The sequence below is a fragment of the Massilia arenae genome, from assembly GCF_008014745.1.
GTDB lineage: Bacteria > Pseudomonadota > Gammaproteobacteria > Burkholderiales > Burkholderiaceae_D > Telluria > Telluria arenae.
This window is the reverse complement of the sequence record NZ_VPFD01000026.1, coordinates 37865-59664: the sequence shown is the minus strand read 5'-3', so window position 1 is coordinate 59664 and position 21800 is coordinate 37865. Positions and strand designations below refer to the sequence as shown.

Sequence of the window (21800 nt, the reverse complement as noted above, 5' to 3'; positions counted from 1 at the left end):
GCTAATCGACCGTCACGGCCTGCAGCAGGCATGCCGCGCCCAGCAGGTCGGCCGCGCCGCCCGGCGACAGGCGTGCGGCGACAAAGTCCCGGTGACAGGCCCGCGCACGCGCTTCCCAATCCGGGCTGGCGGTGCCGCCGCGCGCGACGAAGGCGCGCGCCTGGCGCCGCACCGTCGCGGCGCCGTCAGGGCCGCCGCGATGATAGACGTTGGTGTCGCTGATGTGGGCCATCAGGGCGAACAGCGCATCGATGCGTGCTTCCCGGATGCCGTGGCCAGCGGCAAGAGTGCGGCGAAGGGCCGGCAGGCCGATATGAAAGACCGACGGGAAGCCGCGCGCGCCCTCTTCGCGTGCGCCGCTCGCCGCGTAGGCCGACCGCGCACGGGCCCCGTTCGATTGCATCTCGGGAGCGACACTGTGCGCGCCGAGTTCGCGCCCCCAGCCGTCGAGGAGCATGGCGTGCACCCTGCCTGCCGTCAGCGCCGCGCCACTGGCGTGGCAGCGCCCGATCGCGGCGCACAGCATGCCGAGGCAGAAAATCGCCCCGCGATGGGTATTGATGCCGGCGGTGGCGCGCAACATGCGCGCTTCGGCATCGATGCCGAGCCGCTTGAGCGCGTGGAACGGCGCGTCGCGCATGCCGGCGTGTGTGATGTCCAGAAAATAGCGGCGCAGCGCGAACATGCTGCGCAAGAAGGTCGCGGCCGTCATGTCGGTATGGCTGCCGTTGTCGACCAGCGAGACCAGGCCGGGCTTCGGATACAAGACCAGTTCGGCGTACAGGCTGCGCACGGCCAGGCGCGCGATGCGTTGGGCAAAGGCGCGCTCGCTGGCCGCGGCCAGCCGGTGCGGCGCCGGCGTCGTGTGCAGGGCAATCAATTTGGACACGTCTCCTCCTCCAGCGTCGCGATCAGTTCTTCGGGCAGCACCAGCGCGATCCGGTGCAGTCCCTTGGTCAGCACGCGCGTGCCAGGGGCGCCGGCAAAGGCCGCGCGCAACTCCTTCCATGCCACCGCGCGCCCGTCCGGGAACACCACTTCGCCATCGAGCGGCAGGATGCCCGCATGCCAAGCCAACAGGTCCAGCCCCTTCATCAACTGGCGCCGGCTAGTGGGCTGGAGCAGCACGTCGATGTCGGAATGCGGCGTCAGGTAGTACTGGCCGGTCAGCGCCGCCAGCGCCACCGAGCCATACACCGCCAGGCCTACTCCGGCTTCGGCGGCCTGGCTTTCGAGCAGGGCCAGGCTCTCGCGCCACTGCTCCGGCACCGCGTCCAGGGCAGCAACCAGCGGCAAGGCGCGCGTGCGGCGGCCGATATCGGACAGCTCGACCCGGCAGCCGAACTTCAGTTTACCGCCCTCCTCGGGCCGCGGCGGCAGCGGAAAGCCGATCGCCACCTCGTTTGGCGCCATCTCGGCCTCGGCGCGCCGCACCACGGCCGGCCAGCCGCCGTCGCGCCAGCGGTCGAGCGCGGCCAGCGCCGCCTCGGGCGCGCCGGCGCGCACGCGCTGCCAGCCGCGGCGCGTCAGCCACACCAGGTCATGCCGCGCGAACATGGCCGCCGCTCCGCACCGCTTCGGCGACCGGCTGCGCCAGCAGACGCCCACCGCGCTCCAGTCCCAGCGCCATGCGCCGGTCTTCATCGCTGGCATCGCCCAGTGCGCGTACCAACTGCCCGGCGAGATCGTCTTCCCAGATGCCGTGCAGGCCGCCCATGCGCAGATAGTTTTCGGGGCCCGGCGCGAATACCGGATTGTCCCGGGCCAGCTCGGTCAGGCGTTCCTCGGGCACCTTGGTGATGCGCGCCATTGCCGGCAGGCCCATCACGCGGATGGTCGACTGCGGCAGCGCATAGCAGGCGCTCGCGATCAGGCCGCTGGTGATGAAGCCGCCCGACAGGGCCTGGTCGTACACCAGGCCGATCACGGTATGGCCCTGGCGGCGCGCCAGGTCGACGCACTTGCCCAGGTGGGCCATATAGCTGTTAATGCCCAACATCTCGTCGCGGTGGCGCAGGCGCTGGCCTTGCGTATCGACCAGGATCAGGATCGCCCGGCCGGGATGCTCTTGCACGGTCTTGAGGATCGCCTGCGCCTGGGCCAGCGCGATCTCGATGCCGATCGGCGTGTGGCCGGTGGTGCCGATCACGGCGACCGGCCGGCCGTCGACCTGGGCCGTGCCCGACAAAAAATTATCGCGTTCGACGATGTCGTGACCGCCGGGGAAAAGCTGGGTCGTCAGTAGCTGCCAATCCATCATTGTGCTCCGGTTTTGGCGCGGTATTGCGCCGCCATGTCGAGGAAGGCGTCGGCCTCCAGCATCGGCACCCTGGCCGGCTCCGGCACGCCCAGTTTCTGCCACACGTCCATCGGTTCGGCCAGGCCCGCGCTGTCGTCCAGGCGCCGCGCCAGCATGGCCTGTTCGGCCAGCAGTCCCTCGAGCGTCAGGCGCACTTCGCCGCCCCGCAGCCCGGCGATCGCCGCGATGGCGGCCTTGCGAAAATCTTCCGACTCGTCCGCCACCAGCACCTGGCAATCGCCCAGCAGGTAGCGGTGCTTGCCGCCCGTGGTGCGCCAGACCAGCGCGCGGTCGCGCGAATCGAATTCCTCGACCCCATTCGCGGTTTCGATCACCTCGGGGCCGGACATCGCCAGCCGCCCCTCCTCGGACATGATGACGGTGTTGGCGCAGCGCGCCGCGATGCCCATGCCGCCGAAGCAGCCATTGGCGCCGCCCACCACCGCCACCACCGGGATGCCGGCGGCGCGCACGTCGAGCATGGCGCGCATCACCTCCGACACCGCGATCAGGCCGGCGTTGGCCTCGTGCAGGCGCACCCCGCCCGATTCCAGCAGCAGCAGCACCGCGTGCGCGTTCTCGTCGATCGCGCGGCGCAGCATGCCCACCAGCTTGGCGCCGTGGACCTCGCCCACCGCGCCACCCATGAAACCGCCCTCTTGCGCGGCGCCGAACACCAGCTTGCCATCGAGCTTGCCGCGGCCGACGACGACGCCGTCGTCGAACGACACCGGCGCGTCGAGCTGGGCCAGGTGCGGGCTCGCCACCCGTTCGCTCGGCGGCAGGAATTCCTCGAAGCTGCCGGCGTCGAACATCGCCGGAATGCGCTGGCGCGCCGTCAATTCCTGATAACTGCTCATGGCGAGTCCTTTGAAAATGCGCCCGTCAGCGACTCCACCGCCTGGTCCAGCCGCAGGCTGACCACGGCCGGCGTGGCGCCCATATCGTTGATGCTGATGCGCGCGTCGGCGAGACTCCAGCGATCGTGAAAATCGGCCATCACGGCCTGCCAGGTAGCGCCGAAGCCGACGGCGGCGGTGCGCACCTCGATCTCGCACGCACCCTGCAAGGGTGACGGCTCGATCAATACTTCGAGATTGCCCGAGCCGACCACGCCCACCAGCTGCGGCATGCCGGCCAGCGAACGCCTGCCCTGCTCGAAACGGTATTTCAACGTTTCCATGGTTGTTTCCTCACCAGTTCCTGAAGCGCTTCGGCGGATCGTACAGGCCGCCGGACGCGCGCACCAGGCCCTTCATGTTCTTGGCGGCCAGCAGGTCGCGGGTCGCCATCCGTTTGTCGATGCCAAGGTCTTCGGGGCGCTGGACGATGCCGCGGTCGCGCAGGTTCTCGACCATGCGCTTGTCGCGCGCCATGCCCACCGGCGTGTAGCCTGCCACGCCGCGGATCGCCTGCTCGCGTTCTTCCTCGGTGCGGCACAGCAGCAGGTTGGCGATGCCCTCCTCGGTCAGGATATGGGTCACGTCGTCGCCATAGATCATCACCGGCGGGATCGCCATATTCGCCTGCTCGGCCAGCTGCCAGGCGTCGAGTTTTTCGACGAAGGCCGGCGCCATGTGCTCGCGGAAGGTCTCGACCATCTGCACCACCAGCTTCTGCCCGCGCGGGATCACGTTGCGGCCCGCGCGCGCCTGTTCGCCGGCCTTGAGCCAGGCCTTGCTCGGATGCCGCCGGCCGCGCGCATCGGCCCCCATATTCGGCGCGCCACCGAAACCGGCGATGCGGCCCAGGGTCGCGGTCGACGAATTGCCCTGCAAGTCGATCTGCAGGGTCGAGCCGATGAACATATCGCAGGCATAGTGGCCGGCCGCCTGCGAGAACGCGCGGTTGCTGCGCATCGAGCCGTCCGGTCCGACGAAGAACACGTCCGGCCGCGCACTGATGTATTTTTCCATGCCCAGTTCGGACCCGAAGGAATGCACCGATTCCACGAAGCCGGCTTCGATCGCCGGGATCAGGGCCGGATGCGGGTTCAGGGCCCAGTGACGGGCGATCTTCCCTTTCAGCCCGAGGCTGGCCGCATAGGTAGGCAGCAGCAGCTCGATGGCGGCGGTGTCGAAGCCGATGCCGTGGTTCAGGCGCTCGATCTCGTACTCGGCATAGATGCCTTTGATCGCCATCATCGCCATCAAGACCTGGATCTCGGAGATCTGGGCCGGATCGCGTGTAAACAGCGGCTCGATGTAGTACGGGGTCGGCGACTGCACCACGTAGCCGACCCAGTCGCCCGGAATGTCGACCCGCGGAAGCTTGTCGACGATCTGGTTGACCTGGGCGATCACGATGCCGCTCTTGAAGGCGGTCGCTTCGGCGATGGCCGGCGTGTCCTCTGTGTTCGGGCCGGTGTACAGATTGCCCTCGCGGTCGGCCATCTCGGCCGCCACCAGCGCCACGCGCGGCGTGAGGTCGATGAAGTAGCGCGCGAACAGCTCCAGGTAAGTGTGGATCGCGCCGATATTGAGCTTGCCGGCTTGCGCCAGCTTGGCCAGGCGGCCGGCCTGCGGGCCGGAGAACGAGAAGTCCAGCTTCGACGCGATCCCCTTGTCGAACACGTCCAGGTGCTCGGGCAGCGACAGCACCGACAGCAACATGTGCAGGTCATGCACGCGGCTGGTGTCGACTTTCGTGAGCGCCTTGCCCAGGAAATCGGCCTGCTTCTGGTTGTTCCCCTCCAGGCAGACCCGGTCGCCCGGCTCCAGCACGGCATTGAGCAGGTCGACGATGTGCGCGGCCTGGACGATCTTGCCGTCCAGCGCCCCGCCGAGCGCCGCCTGGACCCGTGCCAGGCGATCGCCGCGGTTGCGTTGCTGGGTAGTCCAGCGGCCTTCACTGTGAGTCATGAGATTTCCCGTTGTTGCAAAAGTTTGTCTGTCCTTAGAACACCACGAACAGCACCCACAGCACGACCGGCGCCACCAGGGTGACGATACCGCCATAGATCATCAGCTGTCGCAGGAACACGTCGCGGTCGATGCCCTGGGCGCTGGCCAGCACGAGCGCACCGTTGGTCGAGAACGGGCTGACGTCGACGATGGTCGATGCGACCGCCATGGCGGCGATGAAGCCGATCGGGTCGACGCCGGTGCCCGAGGCCAGGAATGGTACGGCCAGCGGGATCAGTGAGCCCAGCACCGCGGTCGAGGAAGCGAAGGCCGAGACAACCGCACCGACGAACAGCAGCAGCAAGGCCACGGTCAGCGGCGAAGCCAGGCTGGCGGCACTGTCGCCGACCCAGGTGATGGTGCCCATCTTCTGCATCACGCCGACATAGGTACTGACACCGACGATCAGCATGATCTCGGGCCACGACACCTGGCCGATGGCGCGTTTCTGCACCTGCGGCGACAGGATCGAGATCAACAGGCCGATGGTGATGGCAACGAAGCCGATGTCGAGCTTGTACAGCAGGGTCAGCACGGCCAATGCGACCAGGCCGGCCACGGTGAACATCTGGTGGAAGGTCGGGCCTTCGTTCAGGTCGACCGCGGCGTGGCCGGCGGCGCTGCCCGAGCCGGTGGCGCCCACGGCGCCGACGGCCGCCGTCGAACGTTCCTTGGTCAGGCGTTCTTCGCTGGCCGATTCATTCTCGGCATCGCCATAGATTTGCGGGCCCTGGGCCGCCACCGCGACCGGCGGACCGAAAGGCGAAACCGGCAGGCCCTTGCCCGAGCGCTCGGCCTTCGGCACTTGCTGGCGCATTAGCTTGGCGCCGCCGAACACGAAGAACAGCAGCACCGACACCGCCAGGTTGACGCCCAGGCTGGTGAAGGCGGTGGTCAGCGGCGAAATCGGCAGCCCCGCTTCCATCACAACCTTGTTGGTGATGCCCCCGTAGATGCTGATCGGCGAGAAGCCGCCGCCCTGGGCGCCGTGGATCACCAAGAGGCCCATCATGAGAGGATTGATCTTGTACTTGGCCGCGAAGCCGAGCGCGATCGGCGCGATGATCGCCACCGCGGCCGGGCTGACCGCGCCCACCGAAGTGAGCAAGGCGGTGATGAAGAACATCACCCACGGGATGGCCGCGATGCGCCCGCCGACGGCGCGCACCGCGAGCCGCACCAGCCAGTCGATGGTGCCGTTGTTCTGGGCCTGAGCGAACAGGAATGTAATGCCGACCAGGGTCAGGAATAGTTCGGCCGGGTAGCCGGACATGATGGTCTTGGTTTCCATGCCGGCGACAAGGGTGCCGACAAGGAAGGCGCCGACGAAGGCGATGACACCCATATTGATGGGCATGGCGGTGGCGACGATGAACATCAGCGCCAGCACGCAGATTGCAATGACATGAGAGGACACGGCAAGGCTCCTTCGAGGTGCGGGCCGGCTCCAACCGGTTGACCGCGGGTGGTACGTCTCCAATACATGCCCCGTGCCGTGCGCCACCCTCGGAATTTGCGGCGGGCCGGACCATGCTCTTTTTTATGCTGTTCGTGACGCCAAGTTAACCGCGATTGGAGTGGAGATCAATTACGCTCGGTCGGCAACGTTTACTGTCAGCGAAACTGTCAACCTGAAGGCGAGCCAGGATGCTGCGCTGCGGTATCAGGCAGTGCGGTGCTTGAGCATGCGACACACGGCCGCCAGCGCCAGCAGATTGGGGTCGCGTTCACGCACCCGCAAGAAGCTCAGGCCGATGGTCTGCTGCATGTGGTAGTCGGCTTTCAGGGGGATCAGCTGCACCTTGTCGCCAAAGGCATTGCGCACCCGGCCCGGCAGCAAGGTGTAGCCGATGCCGGCCGCCACCAGGTTCATCAGCGAGAAGATGTCGCCCACGCGGGTGACGATGGTCGGCGCATAGCCGGCGATGCGAAAGGCTTCCTGGAAGCCCGTGAGGGTCACGAAGCCATCCTTCAGGCATACGAATTTCTCGGCCGCGCAGGCGCGCAGGTCTACCTCCTTCATGTTCGCGTAGGGCGAGCCGGCCGGCGCGGCGAAGAACACCTCATCCTCGAACAGCGGGATCGATTCGATCTCGGGGTCGGGATCGGGCATGCCCATCAGCGCCGCGTCGATCGCGTTCTGCTTCAGTTTATGCAGCAGCTCGGCGTTCGAGCCCAGCACCAGCTCGGTTTCGATTTCCTGCTTGCGCAGCTTGATGCCGATGATGACCTCGGGGATCGCTCCGGTGGTCAGCGAATACAAAGAGCCGATCCTCAGGTGGTCGGCCGAATAGCCGGCCGCCGAGCGGGTGGCGGCGATCCCGTCGGCCATCAGCTTGACCACTTCGCGGCTCACCTCGGCCAGCACCTGGGCCGCCTCGTTCGGGATCAGGTTGCGGCCCTGCAGGCTGAACAGCTGGCAGCTCATACCTTCCTCGAGCGAATGCAGCGCGCGGTGCACGCTCACCGCGCTGATGTCGAGCATGCGCGCGGCGGCGTTCAGGTTGCCGCCCTCCATATAGGCCAGCAGGATCTCGAGCTTGCGGAAGGTGATGTCGTCGCTGATCTGGCTGCGCATGGTTGCCTTTACAAAGTTGAACCGTGCGAGGATACCGCGCTCTTCAATCCTGCGCCAATGCAGGCTGCATGTCGTCCTGGACGAACAGGCCGGGAGAGCTGTCGGCATACTCGCGCAGCACGTCCCACACCACCTTCACGCGGCGCAGCCGATACAGGTCGGTCGGCGCCGCCAGCCAGAACGAGCGCTCGGCCGAAAAGCCCGGCAGCACCGGCACCAGCCGGCCATCGTCCGGCACCGCATAGGGCGGCGCCATCATGAGGCCCATGCCCAGCGACGCCGCCTCGATCTGCGCCGTCATGCCCGAGCAACACATGCGCCGGCGCGGCGTGAAACCCAGCTCGTTCAGGTACGACAGTTCGCGGCTGGCCAGGCGGTCCTGCACGTAGTCGACGAAGTCGTGGCGCGCCAGGTCGGCCTGGGTGCGGATGGTCGGATGGCGCGCCAGGTAGGCGGGCGACGCGTACAAATAAAAGCGGAACGAGGCCAGGCGCGTCACCACGTAGCGGCCAGTGGTGGGCGGATCGAGCATCACGCCCAGATCGGCCTCGCGGTTGGCCAGATTGGCGAAGCGCGGCAGCGCCAGCAAATCGATCTGCAGGTCCGGGTGCTGGTCCAGCAGGCCGACCAGCAGCGGCGCCACGACCTTTACCCCGAATACTTCGGGCACCCCGAGCCGCACCACGCCGTGGGCCGCCACCTCGGCCCCGCCGATCTGCTCGGCCGCCGCCAGCGCCGCCCCTTCCATCGCCTCGGCGTGCGGCAACAGGGCCAGGCCGACCTCGGTCAGCTCATACCCTTCGCGCGAGCGGTCGAACAGGGTCGCGCCAAGCTGGGTCTCGAGCCGGTCGATGCGGCGCGCGACGGTCGTGTGCTCGACGTCGAGACGGCGCGAGGCGCCGGACAGGGTGCCGGCGCGGGCCAGTTCGAGAAAAAATCGTAAGTCCGTCCACTCCGGGAGCGTATTCATGAGATCGCTTGTCAGATATCAAGATGACACATTGTGCACTCGTGCACATTCCCTCTGCAAGCAATTTACCGACGATGTCTGCAGTGCCACAGAAATGGTGCGATGCGGCATCTGTCCCTAGGAAAGCTCACCACGAAGTCCGGCAAGCGGGCTGTGCATTCATGCACAACGGGGTGGGCGATTGTTGACTATTCAACCAAACCCGACCTTGGCACACTGCTTGGCACGCGCTCGATCGCACGCATGCTCGATTGCATGCCATACCAAAAATGAGGAGACTAGAATGCGTCTGACCAGGAAGAAGATGAAGCTGCTGAACCAGTCCGCCGCCGCCCTGCTGGTGCTGTCCGGCGGATCGGTGGGAATGGCCCAGGCCCAGGATGCCGGAGCCGCGCCGGTGGCTTCTGCCGAGGAAAACGTCTCGAAGGTGGTCGTCACCGCGCGCCGGCGCGAAGAGACCCTGCAGGACGTCCCGGTCTCGGTCACCGCGTTCAGCGCCGACCAGCTGTCCAAGCAGGCCGTGCCCGACGTGACTGCCCTGGCCCTGGCGCTGCCCAACACCACCCTCAAGGCTTCGCGCGCCACCAACAGCACGCTCACCGCCTTCATCCGCGGCGTCGGCCAGGCCGACCCGCTGGCCGGCTTCGAATCCGGCGTCGGCATCTATATCGACGACATCTACCTCGCCCGCCCGCAAGCCGCGGTGGCCGACATCTACGACGTCGAACGCATCGAGGTGCTGCGCGGCCCGCAAGGCACGCTGTACGGCCGCAATACCATCGGCGGCGCCGTCAAGTACGTCACCCGCAAACTCGGACCGCAGCGCGACGTGCGGGTGCGCGCCACGGTCGGCGAGTACGGCCAGAAAGAAGCCGTGATCACCGCCAGCACGCCGCTGACCGACACCGCCCGCGTGGGCGCCACCGTCGCCCGCTTCAAGCGCGATGGCTTCGGCGACAACCTGTTTACCGGCAAGGGCAACTACGACAAGGACGTCACCGCCGGCCGCGTCTCGGCCGAGTTCACGCCCAACCAGGACCTGTTCATCCGCCTGGCCGGCGACTTCACGCAAGACGACTCCAATCCCAAGAACGGCCATCGCCTGATCGTCGGCCGCACCAGCGGGGCGCCGATCCTGCCGGACGTGTTCGACACCCAGGGCAACCTGACCAAGGCCCTTGGCCACGACCAGGAAGTGCGCGCCTACGGCGGCTCGGCCACCATCGAATACATGCTCAATAGCGAGTGGAGCGTAAAATCGATCACCGCCGCCCGCCGCGACAAATCGTATGCGCCGATCGACTTCGACGCCCTGCCGGTGGTCGACATGGAAGTGCCGGCGCTGTACACCAACCGCCAGTTCAGCCAGGAGTTCCAGGTCAGCTACAACGGCCCGCGCCTGCAGGGCGTGGCCGGCGTCTACTATATGGACGCCAACGCCTTCAACAAGTTCGACACCATCCTGGCCGGCGCCGTGCCGACGTCCACCTACACCATGGGCGACATCGCTACCCGCGCCTGGGCCGCCTACTTCGACGGCAGCTACAACCTCACGGATACCGTGAGCCTGTCGCTGGGCGGCCGCTATACGGTCGACAAGCGCGAAGCCGACGTGCTGCGCCAGATCTACTTCGGCCTGGCCGGCACGCCCGACATGGGCAACCCGGGCGCGATCCTGTTCCGCACCGACACCGACCTGCGCAACGGCCTGCTGGAACGCGAAGACAAGAAATTCACGCCGCGCGTGGCCATCAACTGGAAGATGAACCCCGCCCATAACGTCTACGCCTCGTATTCCGAAGGTTTCAAGGGCGGCGGCTTCGATCCGCGCCTGAACGTGGTCGGCACCCGCATCCCGCTCGACGTGGCGCGCGCCGGTTATGCGCCCGAGACCATCGAGACCTATGAGCTGGGCCTCAAGTCGGCCTTCAACGGCGGGCGCATCACCACCAACGCCGCCCTGTTCTACAGCGACTACCAGGACGTGCAGATTCCCGGCTCGATCGCGGTCGACACCAACGGCGACGGCCGCGACGACAGCTTCGCCGGCGTGACCACCAATGCCGGCAAGGCCGAGATCAAGGGCGCCGAACTGGAAGCGATCGCCAACATCACGCCCAACTTCATGATCGCCGGGATGTACAGCTACATCGACGCCAAGTACAAGGAATACATCGTGGCGGGCGTGAACGTGGCCGACCAGCGCATCTTCCAGAACACGCCGAAGAACTCGGCCAACCTGCGCGCCAACTACGACATTCCGCTACCGCTGATGGGCCACAACGGCCGCATCTCGCTGATCGGCAGCTATTCGTACAAGGGCGCGACCGCCCAGTTCGAGACGCCGTCGATCCTCGACCAGGAGTCGTACAAGATCTGGGACGCGTCGATCGTCTGGACCCGCGCCGATGGCAAGGTGCGTGCCGGCCTGCACGGCAAGAACCTGGGCGACGAGCACTACAAAACCGCCGGCTACCTGTTCCCGACCCTGGGCAACGAAGGCACCGTCACCGCCTTCTACGGCAACCCGCGCACAGTGTCCGCCACCCTGGAGCTGCGCTTCTAGGAGCAAACCCGCTGCAGCGAGCGAAGCCACACGAAAGGCCCGCTGCAGCAACCGAAACCACACGTCATCCCCGCGAAGGCGGGGACCCCAGTTCTCATCCGAAGTCAAAGACATCAAGTAACTCGAACATCAAACAGGAACCCCGCGTGCACCACTCCAGCGCCATCACCTACACCAGCAGCGACGGCCTCGCCCTCTACGCACGCGACTACCACGGCGCCGGCGGCCCGGCCCGCCTGCCCGTGATCTGCATCCACGGCCTCACCCGCAACTCGCTCGACTTCGACGAACTGGCGCCGCAAGTGGCCGGCCTGGGACGCCGCGTGCTGGCGATCGACGTGCGCGGCCGCGGCCACTCGGCGCGCGACCCGAACCCGGCCAACTACACGCCGATGGTGTACGCCGCCGACGTGGTGGCCCTGATGCATGCGCTGGGCATCGCGCGCGCCGTCTTCATCGGCACCTCGATGGGCGGCCTGATCACGATGACCCTGGCCGCCCAGCGCCTCGACCTGGTGGCCGGCGCGGTGTTGAACGACATCGGCCCGGTGCTGTCCCCGCGCGGCCTGGAGCGGATCGCCGGCTACGTCGGCAAGCCGGCCACCTTCGCCAGCTGGGACGAGGCGGTCTGCCATGTACGCGACATCAATGCGTGTGCCTTCCCCGCCAATCCGGACACGGAATGGAACAAGTGGGCCCAGCGCGCGTTCGAACAACGCGACGATGGTCTGTTGTGCGCCCGCTACGATCCCAGTATCGCCCACAGCCTGCAAAAAGGTAGACTTCCTCCAACCTCGCTGGCCTTGCGCATGGCCTTCCGGCGCCTGACGCGGCATCGCCCTACCCTGATGATCCGCGGCGAGCTGTCCGACCTGGTCGAAGCCGAACAGGCGGCCTGGATGCGCAAGGCTGCCCCCAGCCTGGCCTATACCGAAGTGCCGAACGTCGGCCATGCGCCGATGCTCACCGAACCGGAAGCCTTCGAGGCGATCGGCGCTTTCCTGGCGCGGATCCCTTAAATAGAACAAGGAGACACATATATGCAGCATCTGATCAAACCCCTCGCCTTCTCCCTGGCCTTCGCCTTCGCAGCCGGCGCCGCACCTGGCGCGCTGGCCCAGGGTAAAGACTTCAAGGTCGCCCTCATCGCCGGCAAGACCGGCATCATGGAATCGTATGCGCGCGAGACCGAGGCCGGCTTCATGCTCGGCCTCGAATACCTGACCAAGGGCACCATGGCCATCAACGGCCGCAAGATCAAGGTCATCGTCAAGGACGATCAAAGTAAACCAGACCTGGGTCGCACCTTGCTGGCCGAGGCCTATGGCGACGACCGGGTCGACATCGCCGTCGGCACCACGTCATCCGGCTCGGCGCTGGCGATGCTGCCGGTGGCCAAGGAATACAAGAAGGTCCTCATCATCGAACCGGCGGTGGCCGACGCCATCACCGGCGACAAGTGGAACAAGTACATCTTCCGCACCGCGCGCAGCTCGATGCAGGATGCATTGGCCGCCGCCAGCACCCTGAAGGGCGGCAGCATCGGCTTCCTGACCCAGGACTATGCCTTCGGGCGCGATGCGATCAAGGCCGGCAAGGAGGCACTGGCCGCGACCGGCAGCAGCGCCAAGGTGGTGCATGAAGAGTACGCCCCGCTGGCGACGACCGACTTCACCGCGTCCTCGCAGCGCCTGTTCGACGCACTGAAGGACAAGCCGCAGCCGCGCATCCTGCAGATCGTCTGGGCCGGGCCCAACCCGATGAACAAGATCGCCGACCTCAGGCCGGAACGCCATGGCATCGTGCTTTCCCCGGGCGGCAACATCCTGCCGGTGATGAAGACCTGGAAGAACTTCGCCGGCACCCAGGGCACGATCTATTACTACTACGACTTCCCGAAGAACAAGATGAACGACTGGTTCGTCGCGGAACACACCAAACGCTTCAAGGCGCCACCCGACATGTTCACCGCCGGCGGCATGGCGGCGGCGGGCGCGGTGGTGGCGGCGCTCTCCAGGGTCCCGGACGGCAATGGCGACAAGATGGTGGCGGCGATGGAGGGCATGAGCTTCGAGACCCCGAAGGGATTGATGACGTTCCGCAAGGAAGACCACCAGGCGATCCAGCCGATGTACCACTTCCGCATCAAGAAGGACCAGAAGAACGAATGGGACTTGCTGGAACTGGTGCGCGAAATCCCGGCCAGCGAGATGCCGCTGCCGGTGAAGAACAAACGCTGACATGACGGTGCCCCCTACTCTTGACCCGCGCCAGCCGGCGCTGTCGACCCGCGACCTGACCATCCGTTTCGGCGGCCACGTAGCGGTGAACGCGGTGACGGCGGACTTCTACCCCGGCACCCTGACCGTGATCGTCGGCCCCAACGGCGCCGGCAAGACCACCTATTTCAACCTGGTCTCGGGCCAGTTGACGGCCACGAGCGGCAAGGTCGCGCTGCACGGGCGCGACATCACCCGTGATGGCGCCGCGCGCCGCACGCGGCTGGGCATCGGCCGCGCCTTCCAGCTCACGAACCTGTTCCCGCACCTGACCGTGGTCGAGAACGTGCGCCTGGCGGTGCAGAGCCGCGCCGGCATGGGCCTGAACTTTTTCTCGATCTGGTCGAGCCACAAGGAGCTGGTCGCGCGCGCCGAGCACTACCTGGAGCGCGTTGCCCTGATGGCCCGGCGCGACATGTTCGTGGGCGCGCTGTCGCACGGCGACCAGCGCAAGCTCGAAGTGGCGATCCTGCTGGCGCTCGAACCCTCGGTGATGATGTTCGACGAACCCACGGCCGGCATGAGCGTGGATGAGGTGCCCGTGGTACTCGACCTGATCCGCCAGGTGAAGCAGGAGCGCGACAAGACCGTGCTGCTGGTCGAGCACAAGATGGACGTGGTGCGCCAGCTGGCCGACCGCATCGTCGTGCTGCACAACGGCACGCTGGTGGCGGACGGCGATCCGCGCGAAGTGATGCAATCGAAGATCGTACAGGAAGCCTATCTTGGAACACCCGAACCCGAACATGCTCACGCCTGACCCGTCCCACGTGGCGCCGCTGCTGCGGTTGTCCGGCGTGCACACCCACATCGGCCAGTACCACATCCTGCAAGGCGTCGACCTGGCCGTGCGGCGCGGCGAGCTGGCCGTCCTGCTGGGCCGCAACGGCGCCGGCAAGACCACCACCCTGCGCACCATCATGGGCCTGTGGAAGGCCAGCGCCGGCAGCATCCACTTCGACGGCCGCGACATCACGACAATGGCCACCCCCGACATCGCCCGCGCCGGCATCGCCTACGTGCCCGAGAACATGGCCGTGTTCTCGGAACTCACCGTGCGCGAAAACATGGTGCTGGCCGCCCGCAACGGCCCGCTGGACGCGGCCCGCGTGGACTGGATCTGCGGCTTCTTCCCGGCCCTGCGCAAGTTCTGGAACCAGCCGGCCGGGAACCTGTCGGGCGGCCAGAAGCAGATGGTGGCGATCGCGCGCGCAATCGCCGAACCAAGGAAGCTCTTGCTGGTCGACGAGCCAACCAAGGGACTGGCGCCGAGCATCGTGCAAAGCCTGATCGCGGCCTTTCGCGAACTCAAGGAGCGCGAGACCACGATCCTGCTGGTCGAGCAGAACTTCAACTTCGTGCGCTCGCTGGGCGACAGCGTCAGCGTGATGGACGACGGCCGCGTGGCCCATGCCGGCAAGATGGCGGCGCTGGCCGGCGACGCCGCGCTGCAGCAGCGCCTGCTCGGGCTGTCGCTCGACTCCCACCAATAGGACACGATATGAGTGCAATCCTTCCTGTTTCGAAAACCGTGGCAGAGGCCGATGCGCCGCTGCCGGCGGCGAAGCGCGACATCGCGCCGCTGCTGCTGGTGCCGGCCCTGATGCTGGCCATGCTGCCGCTGGTCGGCAGCTTCCCCACCTGGCTCACCCTCACCGTCGCCGGCCTGGCGATGGGCATGATGATCTTCATCATGGCCAGCGGCCTGACCCTCGTGTTCGGCCTGATGAGCGTGCTGAACTTCGGCCACGGCGCCTTCGTCGCCGTCGGGGCGTTTTCCGCCACGCTGGTCCTGCTGCCCATGCGCGGCTGGCTCGAGATGGACTCCTTATTAATCAACCTGGGCGTGCTGGCCCTGGCCGTCACGCTGGCCATGGTCGTCACGGGCCTCCTGGGCTGGGCCTTCGAGCGCATCATCGTCAAGCCGGTCTACGGCCAGCACCTCAAGCAGATCCTGATCACGATGGGCGGCATGATCGTGGCCGAACAGCTGATCCACGTGATCTGGGGCGCCGAGACGATCGCCTTGCCGCTGCCGACCGCGCTGCGCGGCGCCATCCTGATGGGCGATGCGGCGGTGGAGAAGTATCGTCTGGTGGCGGTGGTGGTCGGGCTGGTGGTCTTTGTCGCCATGTTCCTGGTACTCAATCGCACCAAGATCGGCCTGCTGGTGCGCGCCGGGGTCGAGAATGGCGAGATGGTCGAGGCGCTCGGCTACCGCATCCGGCGCCTGTTCGTGGCCGTGTTCGCGGCCGGCTCGGCGCTGGCCGGCCTGGGCGGCGTGATGTGGGGGCTGTACAAGGAAACGCTCACCGCCGCGATGGGCAGCGAGATCATGGTGATGATCTTCATCGTGATCATCATCGGCGGCCTGGGTTCGGTGGGCGGCTGCTTCATCGGCGCCCTGCTGATGGCGCTGGTGGCCAACTACGCCGGCTTCCTGGCGCCGAAGATCGCCCTGGTGTCGAGCATCATCCTGATGATCTCTGTCCTGCTGTGGCGCCCGGCCGGCCTGTATTCGACTTCGCGGAGCTGAATTTATGCTGCACCGACTTCTCTCCGGCGACCTGCCGCGCAGCCGCATCCTGACCGCGCTGCTGCTCCTGATCGTGCTGGGACTGGCGCTGGCGCCTTTCCTGTTTTCCGGCGCCCGTCCGCTCAACACGGCGGCCACGATCTGCGTCTACATCGTGCTGGTGGCGTCCTACGACCTGCTGCTGGGGTATACCGGCATCGTCTCGTTTGCCCACACCATGTTCTACGGCATCGGCGCCTATGGCGTCGGCCTGGCCCTGGCCCGCGTCGACGAACCCACCTGGGGCGTGATGGTGACGGGCCTGGTGCTGGCGCTGCTGCTGGCGCTGGCCCTGGCCCTGGTGGTCGGCCTGTTCGCGCTGCGCGTGCGCGCCATCTTCTACGCCATGATCACGCTGGCCGTTGCATCATCCTTTGCCGTGCTGGCCTCGCAGCTGTCCGACCTCACCGGCGGCGAGGATGGCGTGACCTTCGGCGTGCCGGAGGTGCTGTCGCCCAGCTACCTGCTGTTCGAGAACGAGGTGTTCGGCCGCTACGTCGACGGCAAGGTGATCACCTACTACCTGGTGTTCGCCGGCTGCCTGCTGCTGTTCCTGTTCCTGCTGCGGCTGGTAAACTCGCCGTTCGGCCGCGTGCTGCAGGCGATCCGCGAGAACGAGTTCCGCGCCGAGGCGCTCGGCTACCGCACCATGGTCTACCGCATCTGGGCCAACTGCCTGGCCGCGCTGGTGGCGGCACTGGCGGGCGCCCTGATGGCGCTGTGGCTGCGCTACGTGGGGCCCAAGACCTCGCTCGGCTTCGAAGTAATGACCGACATCCTGCTGATCGTCGTCATCGGCGGCATGGGGACCATGTATGGCGCGGTGATCGGCGCCACCCTGTTCATCCTGGCCCAGAACTACCTGAAGGAACTGATGGCGCACGGCTCGACGGCGCTCGAAGGCGTGCCGCTGCTGGCGGCGGCCCTGCACCCCGACCGCTGGCTGCTGTGGCTGGGCGTGCTGTTCATCCTGTCGATCTACTTCTTCCCGATCGGGATCGTCGGCAAGCTGCGCGTGCGGGCCTGGCTGGCGCGGAGCCGCGCGCCCGCTTCCTGACACCACCCGTTCCCGTCTCCCGTCCTTTCCGGCGCGCCGCATCCGAAATGCGGCGCGCCGCGTATCTTCATGCTGAACGAATCAACGGGCGGCAGACATCATGCAAAGGAAAATCTTGATCGTGGGCGGCGGCATCGCCGGCCTTTCGCTGGGCCTGGCCCTTGAACAACGCGGCATCGCGGCCGACGTCGTGGAGCGCCTCGCCACGCCATCGCCATCCGGTACCGGCCTCTACCTGCCCGGCAACGCCACCCGCGCCATCGCCAGCCTGGGCCTGCTCGACCGGGTACGCGCCAACGCCGTGGCCGTGCGCACCCAGAAGATCCTGGACCACCGCGGCTGGGAACTGACCGAGACCCGCACCGGCGACGTCTGGTCGCGCTGCGGCCCCTGCCTGTCGCTGCCGCACGCGCGGCTGCACGCCATCCTGGGCGCCGCCTTCGGCGAATCCAGGGTGCGCCACGACGTGTCGGTCGAGGCCATCGACCAGTCCAGCGGACGCTGCGAGGTCGCCTTCACCGACGGCCGCTCGGCCACCTATGACCTGGTGGTGGGCGCCGACGGCATCCATTCGGGCGTGCGCCGGATCGTCCGCCCCGACGTCAACCCGCAATATGGCCGCCAGGTGTGCTGGCGTTTCATTACCCAGAACATCACCGGCGTCGCCGGCTGGACCGCCTTGCTGGGCAATGGCAGCACGCTGCTCGCGATTCCCGTGAGCGGCAGCGAGGTCTATGTGTACGCCGACCTGACCTTGCCGCCGGGAGCGGATCCCGAGCCCTACCGCCACGCCTGCCTGCCGGAACTGTTCCAGAAATTCGCCGCGCCCGTATCGCTGCTGCTCGAGCGCGGACACCAGGATGAGGCGCCAGTCCACTTCGGCCGCCTTGGCCAGGTCGTCATGGACGACTGGGTGCAGGGACGGGTCGTGTTCATCGGCGATGCCGCCCACGCCGCCTCGCCCAATATGGCGCAGGGAGCTGCCCTGGCGATCGAGGATGCCGCGGTGCTGGCCGACGTCCTCGCCGCGGGACAGGACCTCGACACTGCGCTGGCGTCGTACACGCGCCGGCGCCAGCACCGGATCCGCTGGGTACAGCGCCAGTGCGCGGCCAGGGACAAGATGCGCGCCCTGCCCGCGCTGGCGCGCGCCGCCATCTTCGGCCTCTTCGGCGACAAACTGTACCGGCGCAGCTATACGCCGCTGCTTGCGCCGCTGTAGGCCCGGCGCGTCCTTGCGCCGCCGGGTTCTCGCCCGGCGCGATTCTGAATCCTCTTTCCTACCCGGCGCCGACGGCGCCGGGTAGCCGTCTTTTCCAGCACCCGTTTTCCTTATCGCGATTGCCTCGCAGCATAGACTTGCGAGATTGCAAGCGTTTTCGTCAAGTTCCGTTGCTGCATTTGAGGAACACGACACGTCGTGGTCGCCACCCTGAATGCATATCAATAACGCCGAGGTTGCCATTTTTATCATGAATAGGCAAATGGCCTCGTCGTCAGCCAGCGCGAGGAATCCCATCCTTCTGGCCCATGCACATACACCATGAAAAGACTCACATACCTGATTGCGACAGCCGCGGTCACCGCCGCCGCATCCTCGCCCCTGGCCGCTGGAGCCAAGGTCAAGGTGCTCAATGAGGGCTTCGGCAACCTGGCCGGCCCGTCCGGCTGGGACCGCCTCAATCACAGCGTCCCGCCCGGCGCCGACGCAGCCGGCTTCGACACCTTGCTCACCCCCACCGGCGACGACGCCTTTCCCGCCGAATGGCGGCAATGGAGCGCCGACCTGACGGTCGAAGAAGAAGGACGCTTCGCCTTCCGCTACCTGGGCGACCCCGCCACCCTCGGTGACATCGGCCTCGACTCCGTGCGCGTGGTCACGGCCGTGCCCCAGCCGGCCGGCTTGCTGGTGCTGGCCAGCAGCCTTGGCGTGATTGGCCTGATGCAGCGCCGCGAGCGCCATTGAAAACCGGAGAATCCCATGCGAACCACACTTTCCTCCTTTGCTCCCGCCTTTGCTCTCACTCTTGCCGTCGCGCTCATGACGCTGTGCGGCATCGCCGGCGCCGCGCCCCGGGCGCCAGCCGCCCAGGGCCTGACCGTCGTCCGCGACGCCGAGACCGGCGAGCTGCGCGCGCCGACCGCGACCGAACTGCGCGCCTTGCGCGCCTCTCCGGTCACCACCACGCGCGAGGCGCCGGCACAGCCGCAGGCGGTGACCAGCACCCGTGGCGAGAGCAGCGCCGTGCTGGGCGAGCGCGGCCTCGTGTACGCCGTCGTCAAGCGCGGCGCCGATGGCAAGCTCGACCACCACTGCGTCGACGGCGCCCATACCGCCGCCCGCATCCTCGACCAATCCGCGCCGGCCGCTCAGGGAGCCTCCCGCCATGACCATCGTTAACCGCCATGCCGGCTTTGCCGGCGCCTGTCTTGGCCATCTTGCCCGCATCGCCGCCATCGCCCTGCTGGCCGTGGCCGCCTTCGCCACCATCGGCGGCGCGCGCGCGGCCACCATCCAGATCATCAACGAGAACGCTCCCGGCGTCGGCTTCAACGATCCGACGCCGGCCCTGCCGGTCGGCGGCAATCCCGGCACCACCCTGGGCGAGCAGCGCCTGCACGCCTTCCGCCGTGCCGCCGACATCTGGGCCTCTCACATCGTCAGCAACGTGCCGATCCGCATCGGCGCCGCCTTCCTGCCGCTCGACTGCAACGCCACCGGCGCCGTGCTCGGCGCGGCCGGCGCCTACCAGGTGGTCGCCAACTTCCCGGGCGCGCAGATCAACGGCACCTGGTATCCAAGCGCCCTGGCCAGCAAACTGGCCGGTGTCGATTTCGCCGCGCCCGGCGACCCGCACATCATCGCGCGCTTCAATTCGCGGCTGGGCCTGTTCCCAGACTGCGTTCCTGGCCTCACCTTCTACCTGGGGCTCGACCGCAAGGCCGGCAGCCAGATCGACCTGGTGGCCACCCTGCTGCACGAGATCGCCCATGGCCTCGGCTTCCAGACCTTTACCGACGACGAAACGGGCGCCTTCCTGCTCGGCCGCCCCTCGATCTGGGATTTCAACCTGGTCGACAACCGCCGGGAGCGCCCGTGGGTAATCATGACGGAGGCCGAACGGGTGGCCAGCGCCACCACCTGGCGCGGCCTGTCCTGGAATGGCTGGAATGTCACCCGCTCCACGCCGGCCGTACTGAGCCCGGCATCGGTGCTGACGATCGGCGGAGAGAATGCCGGCGCCGCCGCGGGCGAATATGCGGTGGGCGACGCCAGCTTCGGTCCGGCGATCCGCAACGCACCGGTCAGTGCGCAGCTGATGCCGGTGGTCGACCAGCTGAACGGCAACGGCCTGGCCTGCTCTGCGCTGAGCGCCACCAATGCGCTGGCGGTGCGCGGCAATATCGCCCTGGTCGACCGCGGCGGCTGCGACTACGTGGTCAAGGCGCGCAATGTGCAGGCCGCCGGCGCGCTCGGCATGATCGTCGCCGACAGCGTGCCGGGCGAAGTGGCGGGCATGCCGGGTCTCGATGCGAGCATCGCGATTCCCTCGGCCCGCATCACGCGCGCCGACGGATGGGCGCTCAAGGCAGCCCTGCAGAACCGCTCATCCGACCGCTCCGGCGTGGTCGCGCGGCTGCAGTCCGATCCGGTGCGGCTGGCCGGCACCGACGGCCGCAAGCGCATGCTCATGTACACGCCGGGCGTCAACGCACCCGGTTCCTCGGTGTCGCACTTCACCACCGAGGCCACGCGCAACCTGCTGATGGAACCGTCGATCAACAGCGACCTGCGCTACTCGGTCATGCCGCCGCGCGACCTGACGCTGCCGCTGCTGTGGGATCTCGGCTGGTAGGCTGAGCTGAAAAGGCGGCAGCGGCGGCTTCACGCGCCGCGCTCGCCGCCGGCAAAAAAAGAGCCGGCGCCCTCGCGGGAACCGGCTCGCTCTGCGACAACGTCAAGCCTGGGCGATTAGGCCTGGGCGCCCTTCTTGTACGCTTCCACGCCGCTCACCAGCTCGGCCTTGGCTTCATCGATGCCAGCCCAGCCTTCGATCTTGACCCATTTGCCCGGCTCCAGATCCTTGTAGTGCTCGAAGAAGTGCTGGATCTGCTTCAGGCGCAGCTCTTCCAGGTCTTCCAGCGACTGGATTTTCTTGTACATCGGCAGCACTTTTTCGACCGGCACCGCGATCACCTTGGCATCGCCGCCGCCATCATCGGTCATCTTCAGCACGCCCAGCGCACGGCAGCGCACCACCACGCCCGGCGGCAGCGGGAACGGGGTGATGACCAGCACGTCGCATGGATCGCCGTCGTCGGCGATGGTCTGCGGGACGTAGCCGTAGTTGCACGGATAGTGCATGGCCGTACCCATGAAACGGTCGACGAAGATCGCGCCGCTGTCCTTGTCGACTTCGTATTTGACCGGATCGGCGTTCATCGGGATTTCGATGATGACGTTGAAGTCGTTCGGCACGTCTTTGCCGGCTGGGACGTTATTCAGGCTCATGGATGGTCCTTGGTTGCTGGAGAGTCAATAATAGGCCGTCATTATAGCGAAACAGACATG

21 protein-coding genes are annotated in these 21800 nt (G+C 67.0%); 11 read left to right on the top strand and 10 right to left on the bottom strand.

Annotation, left to right across the window (positions count from 1 at the left end; translation table 11 throughout):
* Window position 1: 1 nt before the first annotated feature.
* From mdcB to FVD38_RS20620, 9 genes are all read right to left on the bottom strand, one after another.
* Complete coding sequence (mdcB, locus tag FVD38_RS20660; RefSeq protein ID WP_147936529.1) at window positions 2-889, bottom strand: triphosphoribosyl-dephospho-CoA synthase MdcB; 888 nt, start codon at window positions 887-889, stop codon at window positions 2-4.
* Entirely contained in the window at window positions 877-1557 is a 681-nt protein-coding gene (mdcG, locus tag FVD38_RS20655; RefSeq protein WP_187271658.1) for a malonate decarboxylase holo-[acyl-carrier-protein] synthase, read from the bottom strand. The genes mdcB and mdcG overlap by 13 nt, the downstream gene beginning before the upstream one ends.
* Window positions 1541-2257, bottom strand: a complete 717-nt coding sequence (locus FVD38_RS20650; RefSeq protein ID WP_147936570.1) for a biotin-independent malonate decarboxylase subunit gamma — start codon at window positions 2255-2257, stop codon at window positions 1541-1543. Before FVD38_RS20650 ends, mdcG begins: the two co-directional genes overlap by 17 nt.
* Window positions 2257-3159, bottom strand: coding sequence for a biotin-independent malonate decarboxylase subunit beta (locus tag FVD38_RS20645; RefSeq protein ID WP_147936527.1), 903 nt, complete (start codon window positions 3157-3159; stop codon window positions 2257-2259). Before FVD38_RS20645 ends, FVD38_RS20650 begins: the two co-directional genes overlap by 1 nt.
* Window positions 3156-3482 carry a malonate decarboxylase acyl carrier protein gene (gene mdcC, locus FVD38_RS20640; protein ID WP_147936526.1) on the bottom strand — a complete coding sequence of 109 codons (327 nt, stop codon included), beginning with the start codon at window positions 3480-3482 and terminating at the stop codon, window positions 3156-3158. Before mdcC ends, FVD38_RS20645 begins: the two co-directional genes overlap by 4 nt.
* A 10-nt stretch (window positions 3483-3492) precedes the next feature.
* A complete protein-coding gene (mdcA, locus tag FVD38_RS20635) occupies window positions 3493-5160 on the bottom strand; it encodes a malonate decarboxylase subunit alpha (protein WP_147936525.1) in 1668 nt (555 codons plus the stop codon).
* Between the two features lie 34 nt (window positions 5161-5194).
* A complete protein-coding gene (locus tag FVD38_RS20630) occupies window positions 5195-6619 on the bottom strand; it encodes an SLC13 family permease (RefSeq protein ID WP_147936524.1) in 1425 nt (474 codons plus the stop codon).
* 246 nt (window positions 6620-6865) lie between these two features.
* A complete protein-coding gene (locus FVD38_RS20625; RefSeq protein WP_123071043.1) occupies window positions 6866-7780 on the bottom strand; it encodes a LysR family transcriptional regulator in 915 nt (304 codons plus the stop codon).
* Between the two features lie 43 nt (window positions 7781-7823).
* On the bottom strand, window positions 7824-8750 hold the full coding sequence (locus FVD38_RS20620) for a LysR family transcriptional regulator (RefSeq protein ID WP_147936523.1): 927 nt from the start codon (window positions 8748-8750) through the stop codon (window positions 7824-7826).
* A 283-nt stretch (window positions 8751-9033) separates the two neighbouring features.
* On the opposite strand from FVD38_RS20620, the gene FVD38_RS20615 reads away from it, so the two are divergent.
* From FVD38_RS20615 to FVD38_RS20565, 11 genes are all read left to right on the top strand, one after another.
* Complete coding sequence (locus FVD38_RS20615) at window positions 9034-11316, top strand: TonB-dependent receptor (RefSeq protein ID WP_147936522.1); 2283 nt, start codon at window positions 9034-9036, stop codon at window positions 11314-11316.
* A 146-nt stretch (window positions 11317-11462) separates the two neighbouring features.
* Complete coding sequence (locus tag FVD38_RS20610) at window positions 11463-12335, top strand: alpha/beta fold hydrolase (RefSeq protein ID WP_147936521.1); 873 nt, start codon at window positions 11463-11465, stop codon at window positions 12333-12335.
* Between the two features lie 21 nt (window positions 12336-12356).
* Window positions 12357-13556, top strand: coding sequence for a substrate-binding domain-containing protein (locus FVD38_RS20605; protein WP_187271657.1), 1200 nt, complete (start codon window positions 12357-12359; stop codon window positions 13554-13556).
* A gap of 1 nt (window position 13557) precedes the next feature.
* Window positions 13558-14355, top strand: a complete 798-nt coding sequence (locus FVD38_RS20600; RefSeq protein WP_147936520.1) for an ABC transporter ATP-binding protein — start codon at window positions 13558-13560, stop codon at window positions 14353-14355.
* Window positions 14342-15088, top strand: coding sequence for an ABC transporter ATP-binding protein (locus tag FVD38_RS20595; protein ID WP_147936568.1), 747 nt, complete (start codon window positions 14342-14344; stop codon window positions 15086-15088). Before FVD38_RS20600 ends, FVD38_RS20595 begins: the two co-directional genes overlap by 14 nt.
* Window positions 15089-15096: 8 nt before the next feature.
* On the top strand, window positions 15097-16131 hold the full coding sequence (locus FVD38_RS20590; protein ID WP_147936519.1) for a branched-chain amino acid ABC transporter permease: 1035 nt from the start codon (window positions 15097-15099) through the stop codon (window positions 16129-16131).
* Window positions 16132-16135: 4 nt separating this feature from the next.
* A complete protein-coding gene (locus FVD38_RS20585) occupies window positions 16136-17227 on the top strand; it encodes a branched-chain amino acid ABC transporter permease (RefSeq protein ID WP_147936518.1) in 1092 nt (363 codons plus the stop codon).
* Window positions 17228-17327: 100 nt separating this feature from the next.
* On the top strand, window positions 17328-18449 hold the full coding sequence (locus tag FVD38_RS20580; protein WP_222706954.1) for an FAD-dependent monooxygenase: 1122 nt from the start codon (window positions 17328-17330) through the stop codon (window positions 18447-18449).
* A 321-nt stretch (window positions 18450-18770) separates the two neighbouring features.
* The gene (locus FVD38_RS20575; RefSeq protein WP_147936517.1) at window positions 18771-19193 is read left to right on the top strand and encodes a choice-of-anchor J domain-containing protein; all 423 of its coding nucleotides are present in this window, start codon (window positions 18771-18773) and stop codon (window positions 19191-19193) included.
* 15 nt (window positions 19194-19208) lie between these two features.
* On the top strand, window positions 19209-19628 hold the full coding sequence (locus FVD38_RS20570; RefSeq protein WP_147936516.1) for a post-PEP-CTERM-1 domain-containing protein: 420 nt from the start codon (window positions 19209-19211) through the stop codon (window positions 19626-19628).
* A complete protein-coding gene (locus FVD38_RS20565; protein ID WP_147936515.1) occupies window positions 19615-21084 on the top strand; it encodes a PA domain-containing protein in 1470 nt (489 codons plus the stop codon). The genes FVD38_RS20570 and FVD38_RS20565 overlap by 14 nt, the downstream gene beginning before the upstream one ends.
* 116 nt (window positions 21085-21200) lie before the next feature.
* On the opposite strand, the gene ppa is transcribed toward FVD38_RS20565, so the two are convergent.
* On the bottom strand, window positions 21201-21740 hold the full coding sequence (gene ppa, locus FVD38_RS20560) for an inorganic diphosphatase (protein WP_123071033.1): 540 nt from the start codon (window positions 21738-21740) through the stop codon (window positions 21201-21203).
* Window positions 21741-21800 lie beyond the last annotated feature (60 nt).